Annotated in this window: 10 protein-coding genes; 8 read left to right on the forward strand and 2 right to left on the reverse strand. The window is 70.4% G+C overall.

Annotated elements, in window-relative coordinates:
- Nucleotides 1-106 precede the first annotated feature (106 nt).
- Nucleotides 107-910, reverse strand: coding sequence for a nuclease-related domain-containing protein (locus AB0N07_RS38725; protein ID WP_365843497.1), 804 nt, complete (start codon nt 908-910; stop codon nt 107-109).
- Nucleotides 911-1,020: 110 nt separating this feature from the next.
- Here AB0N07_RS38725 and AB0N07_RS38730 point away from each other — a divergent pair, with 110 nt between their 5' ends.
- From AB0N07_RS38730 to AB0N07_RS38760, 7 genes are all read left to right on the forward strand, one after another.
- Nucleotides 1,021-1,527 (forward strand): dual specificity protein phosphatase family protein, encoded by a 507-nt coding sequence (locus tag AB0N07_RS38730; protein ID WP_365843499.1) that lies wholly within the window; start codon nt 1,021-1,023, stop codon nt 1,525-1,527.
- Nucleotides 1,528-1,666: 139 nt separating this feature from the next.
- Nucleotides 1,667-2,392, forward strand: coding sequence for a hypothetical protein (locus tag AB0N07_RS38735; RefSeq protein ID WP_365843501.1), 726 nt, complete (start codon nt 1,667-1,669; stop codon nt 2,390-2,392).
- Nucleotides 2,389-3,636, forward strand: coding sequence for an ATP-binding protein (locus AB0N07_RS38740; protein ID WP_365843503.1), 1,248 nt, complete (start codon nt 2,389-2,391; stop codon nt 3,634-3,636). Before AB0N07_RS38735 ends, AB0N07_RS38740 begins: the two co-directional genes overlap by 4 nt.
- Nucleotides 3,637-3,816: 180 nt before the next feature.
- A complete protein-coding gene (locus AB0N07_RS38745; RefSeq protein WP_365843505.1) occupies nt 3,817-4,218 on the forward strand; it encodes an SH3 domain-containing protein in 402 nt (133 codons plus the stop codon).
- 43 nt (nt 4,219-4,261) lie between these two features.
- Complete coding sequence (locus tag AB0N07_RS38750) at nt 4,262-5,641, forward strand: FtsW/RodA/SpoVE family cell cycle protein (RefSeq protein ID WP_365843507.1); 1,380 nt, start codon at nt 4,262-4,264, stop codon at nt 5,639-5,641.
- Entirely contained in the window at nt 5,641-7,116 is a 1,476-nt protein-coding gene (locus AB0N07_RS38755) for a penicillin-binding transpeptidase domain-containing protein (protein ID WP_365843509.1), read from the forward strand. Before AB0N07_RS38750 ends, AB0N07_RS38755 begins: the two co-directional genes overlap by 1 nt.
- An 89-nt stretch (nt 7,117-7,205) precedes the next feature.
- A complete protein-coding gene (locus AB0N07_RS38760; RefSeq protein WP_365843511.1) occupies nt 7,206-7,715 on the forward strand; it encodes a DUF3291 domain-containing protein in 510 nt (169 codons plus the stop codon).
- Here AB0N07_RS38760 and AB0N07_RS38765 read toward each other — a convergent pair.
- Nucleotides 7,712-8,848 carry a ferritin-like domain-containing protein gene (locus AB0N07_RS38765; RefSeq protein WP_365843513.1) on the reverse strand — a complete coding sequence of 379 codons (1,137 nt, stop codon included), beginning with the start codon at nt 8,846-8,848 and terminating at the stop codon, nt 7,712-7,714. The two genes, AB0N07_RS38760 and AB0N07_RS38765, sit on opposite strands and share 4 nt — an antisense overlap.
- A gap of 127 nt (nt 8,849-8,975) precedes the next feature.
- On the opposite strand from AB0N07_RS38765, the gene AB0N07_RS38770 reads away from it, so the two are divergent.
- Nucleotides 8,976-9,914: a diiron oxygenase gene (locus AB0N07_RS38770; RefSeq protein ID WP_365843515.1), complete on the forward strand. Its 939-nt coding sequence runs from the start codon at nt 8,976-8,978 to the stop codon at nt 9,912-9,914.
- The last annotated feature ends 110 nt before the right edge of the window (nt 9,915-10,024 follow it).

Here is a 10,024-nt window from a genome sequence, read left to right on the forward strand (position 1 = left end):
CGCACGGTCATCGACCTGCGCCACCCCTGGGAGGCGGAGGCGCGCGCTGACGGCCTCGTCCTCAAACGCCGGACAGGCTGAAAGATCAAGCCCCGGCCGGCAGCCCTCACACCCGCGTCCACGTCCCCCGGTCCCGCGCCATCGCGTGCAGTGCCTCCACGTCCGCCGGCTTGAGGACGCCGCCGAGGCGGGCCAGGCCCTCCAGGTCCGTGTCCTTCAGGACGCGGACCTCGCGGAGCGGGGCCGGGATCGCGACGTCCGCGGGCTCCGCGAGGGCCAGGACCGGGTGGACCTCGGCCGTCAGCGCGTACGACGCCCGGTCGGCGGCCGCGCGGACCCTGCTCAGCAGGGGTCGGGGCTCGCGGCGGCCCAGGGTGACCATGGGGTCGGCGACCGTCACCTTCTGCTTACGGGCATACACCGTATGGACGGCGAACAGTCCGCCCGGGCCGATCGCCAGATGGTGGATACGGTCGCCGCCGGGCAGCGGGATCGAGTGCAGGGCGTGCCAGCCCGCGCCGTCGAGGCGGTCCAGGGCCTCGCCGACCGTCTGTTCCGCCGCCAGCGCCCGGCGGCGCGGGTCCGGACGCAGCCGGTGCGGTGGCCCGGGTTCCCGGTCCAGGGCGACCAGCAGCGCCTCGCCGGGGCGGTTGGGCGCCAGGTCGTCGTCCGGGTGGAGGGAGAGCCGGGCCAGCTCGGCCGAGGTCGGGACCGGCGGCGGGCCGACGGTCACCGGGCCGGTGAGGAAGGGGCCCAGGGCCTGCAGCACGCTCTCCCGCTCGTCCTCGCTGAGCAGGTTGACCCTGGCGGCCTCCCTGTCGTACCAGGCGACGTTCCGCCCGTCCGTGAGGCATACGTAGAGCCGCTCCTGGCCGTGCCGCCAGGACGGTACGACACGCAGTCCGGTCATGCACCATCACCCCTTGACCATGGGAACAGGCGGGGTGCTCCGCGGGCAAGAACCCGGCTACCTTTGACGAGGAGTTGGGCTCCACGGAAACGGCGCTTGGGGAGGCGTGATTGCGTACCCGCGGGAAGCAGCCCGACGTACCGGCTCCGGACAGTCCATGGAGCGAGATAGTGCCCGGCCTGTGGATGGGCGGGCACGAGTTCAGGGGTCGCACCGGGCAACTGGAGTTCGCTGTCGTGCGGGGCGAGTTCGATCTCGTGCAGACCCTGCTGAGACTGCCGGGGCACGGGCCCGACCCCGGTGTGGAGCACCATGTGTGGGCGATACCGGACGGACCGCTGGACGGTACCCAGCTCGCGGGTGTGATGCGTCTGGCACGGGCCGCGGGCGAGGCACTGGACGAGGGCCGCAAGGTCCTCGTCCGCTGTTATCACGGGTACAACCGCTCGGGGCTGGTCGTCGCGCACGCCCTGGTCCGCCGGGGGCACGCGACCGAGGAGGCGATACGGCTGATACGGTCCCGCCGCTCCCCCTGGGCGCTGCACAACGAACTGTTCGTGGACTATCTGCGGGCAGGGCTGTCCACGGCGCGGCTGCTGGAGGACCTCGCCGAGTAGCCGGGCGGGCGAAGCCGAGCAGCCGGGCGATCAGGTCGCCGAGCAGCCGTATCGCCAGGCAGCCGAGTAGCGAGGTAATCGTTTCGCCGGACGAATAGGGTGTACCGGGTCACCGATAGTTCTCAGCCACAGGAGTACCGTGCTCCGCACTCGCGCCGCATGCACAGCCCTCGCCACAGCCGTCCTGGCCCTGCTGGCGGCGGGCTGCGGTGACGCGGGCGGACTTCAGGGCGCCGGGTCGACCCCGACCGCCACCAGCCCGGACAAGCTGTGGCCCAGCCTGAGCCCGGCGGCCAGTCCCGCCTGGGACTACGACAACGGCGAGGCCGAAACCATGAAGGGCATCACCGCTCCGGGCGACGACATCCGCCAGGTGGACCCGGTGGCCGTCGTCAGGGCCGAGATGTCACAGCACCCGTCCGACTACTCCGGCTCCAAGGCGCCGTACCGCGAGACGGCCCGCCGTATGGCCTACTGCGGCAAGCAGCCGGCGAACCCGAAGTGTCCGCTGCTCAAGGCGTACTACCGGGACGTCACCGGCGACGGGCGCCCCGACCTGACGGTGGGTTTCCGGCTGCTGCCCGGTAACCAGACCGCCGTGCGCATCTACACCGTCGAGGCGGGCCGGGTGGTCCAGGTCATGTCCAACAACGACGCGGTCAGCGGCGTCGAGCTGGCCGGGCGTTCCGTGATCATCCACGCGCCGTCCGATCTCGCCGACTACGAGTACCGCTTCCAGTGGACCTGGGACCCCAACCAGCGCGTGATGCTGCTCACCCACGACGAGATGCTGCACATCGGCAAGCGCGAGCGCCTGTCGCACCCCTCCGAGTCGCCCTCCCCGACCCCCTCGGCAACCCCATGACGAGGCTTGCGCTTCCCCAGTGGGCCGGCACGCTCGCCCTGAAGGCCTCCGTCTTCATCACCGTGATGTGCTGTGCGCTCGCCGCGCTGCTCGGCGTCCTCGTGCATGTGTCGGTGACGAACCAGACCGTCGGCCAGGCCCGCAGCCTCGCGCTGTCGCGCCTGACGGACGCGACGAAGGCGTACCAGGCCGGGGACTCGTTGCTGCCGGGGGCGGGCGTCGATCCCCCGGGGCTGCCGAGCGCGCTGCGGGAGCTGGCGGCGGACGGGAACCGCGGCACGATGGTCTCCGAGCACCACGGGCATCCCACGATGTGGGCGGCGGGTCCCGCGGACCAGAACAGGGCTCTCGCTGTCGAGGTCGACTACTCGCAGCAGTCCCATACGATCGCCGCGCTCGACCAGTCGATCCTGTGGTCGTCGGGCCTGGCGATCACGGTGACGCTGCTGGTGGGCGCGTTCGCGGTGACCCGGGTGACACGGCGGCTGCACGCCACGGCGCAGGTGGCGCGGCGGATCAGCGCGGGCGACCTGGACGCCCGCGTCGGCGACCCCCGTACGAAGGATCCGACGCACCCCCAGGACGAGGTGGCCGCCGTGGCCGCCGCACTGGACTCGATGGCGGCCTCGCTGCAGGGCAAGCTGCTGAGCGAGCAACGGTTCACCGCGGACGTGGCGCACGAGCTGCGCACCCCGCTGACCGGGCTGCACGCGGCGGCCGAGCTGCTGCCGCCGAGCCGGCCGACGGAGCTGGTGCGGGACCGGGTGGCCGCACTGCGCACGCTCACCGAGGACCTGCTGGAGATCTCCCGGCTGGACAGCGGACGGGAGCAGCTGGAGCTGGACGCGGAGGAACTGGGCGCGCTGGCGACGCGGGTGGTGCGGGCGTCGGGGACCGACACGGAGGTCGTCGTCCTGCGGGACGCCCGCGTGGAGACGGACCGGCGGCGCCTGGAGCGGGTGCTGGGGAATCTGGTCGCCAATGCGCACAAGCACGGGCGGGCGCCGGTGTCCCTGACAGTGGACGGAGCGGTCGTGACCGTGCGGGATCACGGGGACGGGTACCCGGACTATCTCCTTGAGCACGGGCCGCAGCGGTTCCGCACGGAGGGGGGTGCCAAGGGGCACGGTCTCGGGTTGACCATCGCGGTCGGGCAGGCCGAGGTGTTGGGGGCTCGGCTGGAGTTTGCCAATGCGGTGGATGGTGGGGCGGTTGCCGTTCTGACGCTTGGCCAGGCTGACTGACCAGGAGATCGCGCCCACGCGGCGGAGCCGCACATCGATACAGCCCCGCGCCCCTTACGGGGCGCTCCTGCTGGGCCGCTCCTATGGACCAGCGTGACGGGCGAGCCACGCCTCCTCCTCCTAATGTGGCTGACATGTGGCGAATAGTCAGCTTCGCCCCCGTTCATGGAGGTATCCCCCATGTCCCTGCGCTCCACCCTCATACGCCTGGCCACCGCCACCGCCGCCTGTGCTCTCGTCAGTTCCGTGGCCGTCTCGCCCGCCCTCGCGGACGACGAGTGGGGCGGCGGTGAGGACCCGGGCTCCGGCCAGGGGGGCGAGCACGACCACGACCACGATCACGACCGGCTCGCGCGGGGCGTCGTCACCGCGGAGACACTGCTTCTGCGCAGTGCGCCGAACCGCGGCAGCCAGGTGATCCGGGTGGCCCACCGGGGCGAGCGGGTCTCGATCTTCTGCAAGACCCCGGGCCAGAGCGTCGACGGCGACAACATCTGGTACCTCCTCCCGGACGGCACCTGGGCGTGGGGCGCGGCCCGCTTCATCGAAGTCATCGGCCACGAACAGCCGCGCTGGTGCTGAGACACTGAGATCACAAGACCGACTATTTGGGTAGGTTCCGGACATGACCAACGCCGGACCCACCGTGGCACAGGCGGACACTCCGGCCACGCCAGCCCCCGTGATCCGCCTGCCCCGGCGCCGTGGCATCGAACTCGCCCTCATCGTCGTCGCCGTACTGCTCTGCGTGTACGGCTACTGCGCCGTGGGCCTCGCCAGGAACGGCACCGTCCCGCCCGGCGCCGCCGGTTACGGCGCCGGGCTCGGCGTGCTCGCGCTGCTCGCCCACTGGGCGGTGCGGATGCGGGCGCCGTACGCCGACCCGCTGCTGCTGCCCATCGGGGTGCTGCTCAACGGCATCGGTCTGGTGCTCATCCACCGGCTGGACCTGGAGACGCCCCACGACCAGGCGGCCCCCACCCAGCTCGTGTGGTCCACACTCGGCGTCACCCTGTTCATCGGGGTCGTCCTGATGCTCCGGGACTACCGGGTGCTCCAGCGGTACGCGTACGTCTTCGTCGTCACCGCGCTCTTCCTGCTGGCGCTCCCGATCCTCTTCCCGGCCGTGAACGGCGCCCGGATCTGGGTGCGGATCGCCGGATTCTCCATCCAGCCGGGCGAGTTCGCGAAGGTGCTGCTCGCCGTGTTCTTCGCCGCGTATCTGGCGGCCAACCGCAGTGCGCTCGCGTACACCGGGCGTCAGGTCTGGCGGTTCAGGAAGGTCCAGCTGCCCACGGGCCGGGTGCTCGGTCCGATTCTCGCCAGCTGGCTGGCGAGTGTGGGCGTGCTGGTGCTGGAGCGCGACCTCGGCACCTCGCTGCTGTTCTTCGGTCTGTTCGTGGTCCTCCTGTACGTCGCCACCGGGCGCATCGGCTGGATCGCCGTGGGGCTGCTGCTGGCCGCCGCGGGCGCGGTGGCCGTCGGCTGGCTGGAACCGCATGTGAACAGCCGGGTCCAGGACTGGCTGCACCCCTTCGCGACGATCGAGGCGGGACAGGGCCCCAATCAGGTCGCGCAGTCCCTGTTCGCCTTCGCGGCGGGCGGAGTACTCGGCACCGGCCTCGGTCTCGGCCATGCGATCCTCATCGGCTTCGCGACGAAGTCCGACTTCATCCTCGCGACGGCCGGAGAGGAACTGGGTCTGGCGGGTCTGTCCGCGCTCTTCCTCCTCTACGGCCTCCTCGTGGAGCGCGGTTACCGGGCCGGTCTCGCCCTGCGCGACCCCTTCGGCCGGCTGCTTGCGGTCGGCCTCGCCTCGATCGTGGCGCTCCAGGTGTTCGTGATCGCGGGCGGGGTGACCGGGCTGATCCCGCTGACCGGCATGGCGATGCCGTTCCTCGCGCAGGGCGGCTCGTCGCTGGTCACCAACTGGGCGATCGTGGCGCTGCTGATCCGGGTGAGCCATTCGGCGCGGCGGCAGTACAACGGGGAGGTGGCGCCCTGATGGCGAGACACATCCGGCACGCCGCCTTCTTCTGCGCCCTCCTGCTCGTGGCGCTCCTCGTCAACGCCGTCCGCATCCAGATCTTGAGCGCCAGGACCTTCGACGCCAATCCCGCCAACCGCCGCGCCACCATCGCCCGTTACGAGCGGCCACGCGGCAACATCCTGGTCGGCGGGCAGAGCGTCACCGGCTCCCGGGACTCCGGCGAGCAGCTCCGCTACGAACGGACGTACACGGACGGCCCCCTGTACGCCCCCGTCACCGGCTTCGCCTCGCAGGTGTACGGCACCACGCTGCTGGAGCACGCCGGGGACCCGGTGCTGTCCGGCACCGACCCGATGCTCTCGCCGTTCCCCCTGGTGGGTGACCTCACGCGGGCCCAGGGCCGGGGCGGCAACGTCGTGACGACCCTCAACCCGGCGGCACAGCGGGCGGCGTACCAGGGGCTCGACGGGCGCAGGGGTGCGGTGGCTGCGATCGAGCCGGCGACGGGGCGGGTACTGGCACTGGTGTCGAGTCCGTCGTACGACCCGGCGGTGCTGTCGGGGAACGCCGCGGCGACGGAGCGGTCCTGGGTCCGGCTGAACGACGATCCGGACAAGCCGATGCTCAACCGGGCGGTGCGGCAGACGTATCCGCCGGGTTCGACGTTCAAGGTGGTCACCGCGGCCGCCGCGCTGGACGCCGGTGCCGTCCTGGACATCGACCGGCCGACCGATTCGCCGGACCCGTACCGGCTGCCGGGTACCACGACCATGCTGATGAACGAGGGCGACGGCTGCGAGGACGCCACGCTGCGGGAGGCCTTCGCGTGGTCCTGCAACACGGTGTTCGCGAAGCTCGGGGTGGATGTGGGGGCCAAGCGCATGGGGGCCGCGGCGAAGGCCTTCGGCTTCAACGACGCCCGGCTGCGGATCCCCTTCTCCGTGGCGCCGAGTACCTTCGACACCTCCGTGGACCGGGCGCAGCTCGCGCTGTCGTCGATCGGGCAGTACAACACGCGGGCCACGCCGCTGCAGATGGCGATGGTCGCGGCGGCCGTGGCGAACGGCGGGCAGGTGCGCTCGCCGTATCTGGTGGAGCGGACGACCACGGGCAACGGCGCCACGATGACCACGGCGGGCTCGCGCCCGGCGCGCCAGGCGATGCGCCCGGAGACCGCCGACGTCATGAAGCAGCTGATGGAGGACGTCGTGACGGAGGGCACCGGCACGAACGCCGCGATCCCTGGCGCGATCGTCGGCGGCAAGACCGGCACCGCCCAGCACGGCATCGGCAACTCCGGTATGCCGTACGCCTGGTTCGTGTCCTGGGCGCAGAGCGAGCGCGAGGTGCTGCCGAGGGTGGCGGTGGCCGTGGTGGTGGAGGACGCGTCGGCGGAGCGGGGGGACATCACCGGGGGCGGGATGGCCGCTCCGATCGCCCGGGACGTGATGCGGGCGGTGCTGAACTCTCCGCCCGGCAGCGGAAGTTGAGGGCTGATCCTGGACCGGCTCGGCCGACGGGGCTCACATGCTGAGACATGGTCTGGGATCGCCGGGCCTCCCGACCTATCGTTCGGTCCATGACGACACCCGATGCCGCGTACCAACTCGCCCAGGTCAACATCGGACGCCTCAAAGCCCCTCTGGATTCACCGCAGTTGAAGGACTTCGTCGACAACCTCGACCCCGTGAACGCCGACGCCGACGCGGCGGACGGTTTCGTCTGGCGGCTCGAGAGCGACTCGGGCAACGCCACGGACGTGCCCGTCTTCGGTGACGAGTGGCTGATCATCAACATGTCGGTGTGGCGCGACAGCAACGCCCTGACGGCATACATGTACCAGGGCCGCCACCGCGAGATGCTGGCCCGCCGCCGGGAGTTCTTCGAGCGGGTGCAGGAGGCGATGGTGGTCCTGTGGTGGGTTCCGGCGGGGCACCGGCCGACGGTCGCGGAGGCCGAGCAGCGGCTGCTGCACCTGCGCGCGAACGGACCCACGCCGTACGCCTTCACGCTGCGGACGTCGTTCCCGGCGCAGGGAGCCGAGCCGGTGCCGCTGGAGGTGCCGGACGACCTGGGGTGCCCGGTCTAGCTCTCGCCCGCGGCCGCGCCCGCCTCGATCGCGTCCGTCACCTCCGCCACCCGTTCCTGCTCCTCCGCGGCGAACCGTTCCGCGTCCAGTCGTTCCGCGATCTCCTCGTCCTGGGCCATCAACAGGTCCAGGTTCGAGTCGCCCATCTCGAACACGCCCATGTCGACGTACGCCTGCTGCAGCCGCTTGCCCCACAGGCCGATGTCCTTGACGCAGGGGACGATGCGGGAGAACAGCAACTGCCGGAACAGCGCGAGGAATTCGGACTGTTCGCTGTACTCCTCCGCCTCGGCGGTCGGAATGCCGAAGTTCTCCAGGACCTCGACCCCGCGCAGCCGGTCCCGCATCAGATAGCAGCCCTCGATGACGAACTCCTCGCGTTCACGCAGTTCGGCGTCGGTGAGCTGCTTGTAGTAGTCGCGCAGCGCCATCCGGCCGAAGGCCACATGCCGGGCCTCGTCCTGCATGACGTAGGCGAGGATCTGCTTGGGCAGCGGCTTGTCGGTGGTGTCGCGGATCATGCCGAAGGCGGCCAGGGCCAGGCCCTCGATGAGGACCTGCATGCCGAGGTAGGGCATGTCCCAGCGGCTGTCGCGGAGGGTGTCGCCGAGCAGCGACTGCAGGTTGTCGTTGATCGGGTAGAGCATCCCGATCTTCTCGTGCAGGAAGCGGCCGTAGATCTCCGCGTGCCGTGCCTCGTCCATGGTCTGGGTCGCCGAGTAGAACTTGGCGTCCAGGTCGGGGACCGACTCCACGATCCGGGCGGCGCAGATCATCGCACCCTGCTCGCCGTGCAGGAACTGGCTGAACTGCCAGGAGGCGTAGTGCCTGCGCAGCTCGCCCTTGTCCTTGTCGCTCATCCTGGCCCAGTGCTTGGTGCCGTAGAGCGACATGGACTCGTCGGGGGTGCCGAGGGGGTCGTAAGGATCGACTTCCAGATCCCAGTCGATGCGCTTCTGGCCGTCCCACTGCTTGTCCTTGCCCTTCTGGTACAGGGCGAGCAGGCGGTCGCGGCCGGAGCCATTCTTTTGGCCAACAAACATGGCCTCCCAGCTGAAGCGGGCCGCGCCGGTCGCCGGCACCTGCCAGAGAGGGTCTCCCGAGTCCATGGCGTACAGATCGTAAGTCGGCATGCTTCGCAGGCTCACACGTGGTAGACGCCGGGTCAACAAGTCGCGCGCAGGGGATTGACGAGCTTGCTGACAAGCAGTCTCATAAGCGATGGAGGATGTGACCCCGGGTAACAGAGGTGGGAGAACGATGACGACCCTGACGGAAGCCGACGCGCTGGACGGTCTGCGCGACGCGCTCGGGCTGCTCAAGGACCGCGAACAGGTGGCCGAACGGCTCCTCGCCTCCTCCGCCAAGCACTCCTTCGACCCGGACAAGGAACTGGACTGGGACGCGCCCTTCGAGGAGGGCAAGTGGTTCTGGCCGCCGGAGCTGGTGTCGCTGTACGACACGCCCCTGTGGAAGCGGATGGGCGAGGAGCAGCGGATCCTGCTGTCGCAGCACGAGGCGGCCGCGCTGGCCTCCCTCGGCATCTGGTTCGAGCTGATCCTCATGCAGCTGCTGGTACGGCACATCTACGACAAGGCGGCCACGAGCGCGCATGTGCGGTACGCGCTGACCGAGATCGAGGACGAGTGCCGGCACTCGAAGATGTTCGCGCGGCTGATCTCGCGCGGGGACGCGCCGTGGTATCCGGTGGCCCGGGTGCACCAGAACCTGGGGCGGCTGTTCAAGACGATCTCCACCACGCCCGGGTCCTTCACGGCCACGCTCCTCGGGGAGGAGGTGCTCGACTGGATGCAGCGGCTGACGTTTCCGGACGAGCGGGTGCAGCCGCTGATACGGGGGGTCACGCGGATCCATGTCGTGGAGGAGGCCCGGCATGTGCGGTACGCGCGGGAGGAGCTGCGGCGGCAGATGGTGACGGCGCCGCGGTGGTCACAGGAGTTCACCAGGGTGACGTCCGGTGAGTTCGCGCGGGTGTTTTCCGTCGCCTTCGTCAACCCCGAGGTGTACACGAATGTCGGGCTGGACAAGCGGGAGGCGATGGCGCAGGTTCGCGGCAGCGGGCACCGGAGGGAGGTCATGCAGACCGGCGCGAAGAGGTTGACCGACTTCTTGGACGACATTGGTGTGCTGCGGGGTGTCGGCCGACGGCTGTGGAAGAGCTCGGGGCTGCTGGCCTGATGCAGTTTGCGGGCCGGTGGGGGCTTCTCGCGCAGTTCCCCGCGCCCCTGAGGGGGGGCAGGATCGACCCGATGATGTCGGCCATCAGGACCGTGGACGCCGGAGTGGTG

It is taken from the genome of Streptomyces sp. NPDC051172, assembly GCF_040682555.1.
Taxonomy (GTDB): Bacteria; Actinomycetota; Actinomycetes; order Streptomycetales; family Streptomycetaceae; genus Streptomyces.

Excerpts from the sequence above, each read along its gene's own strand:
- AB0N07_RS38725 (WP_365843497.1), bottom strand. The coding sequence starts at position 910 with ATGACCGGACTGCGTGTCGTACCGTCCTGGCGGCACGGCCAGGAGCGG.
- AB0N07_RS38740 (WP_365843503.1), top strand. The coding sequence starts at position 2,389 with ATGACGAGGCTTGCGCTTCCCCAGTGGGCCGGCACGCTCGCCCTGAAG.
- AB0N07_RS38745 (WP_365843505.1), top strand. The coding sequence starts at position 3,817 with ATGTCCCTGCGCTCCACCCTCATACGCCTGGCCACCGCCACCGCCGCC.
- AB0N07_RS38750 (WP_365843507.1), top strand. The coding sequence starts at position 4,262 with ATGACCAACGCCGGACCCACCGTGGCACAGGCGGACACTCCGGCCACG.
- AB0N07_RS38755 (WP_365843509.1), top strand. The coding sequence starts at position 5,641 with ATGGCGAGACACATCCGGCACGCCGCCTTCTTCTGCGCCCTCCTGCTC.
- AB0N07_RS38760 (WP_365843511.1), top strand. The coding sequence starts at position 7,206 with ATGACGACACCCGATGCCGCGTACCAACTCGCCCAGGTCAACATCGGA.
- AB0N07_RS38765 (WP_365843513.1), bottom strand. The coding sequence starts at position 8,848 with ATGCCGACTTACGATCTGTACGCCATGGACTCGGGAGACCCTCTCTGG.
- AB0N07_RS38770 (WP_365843515.1), top strand. The coding sequence starts at position 8,976 with ATGACGACCCTGACGGAAGCCGACGCGCTGGACGGTCTGCGCGACGCG.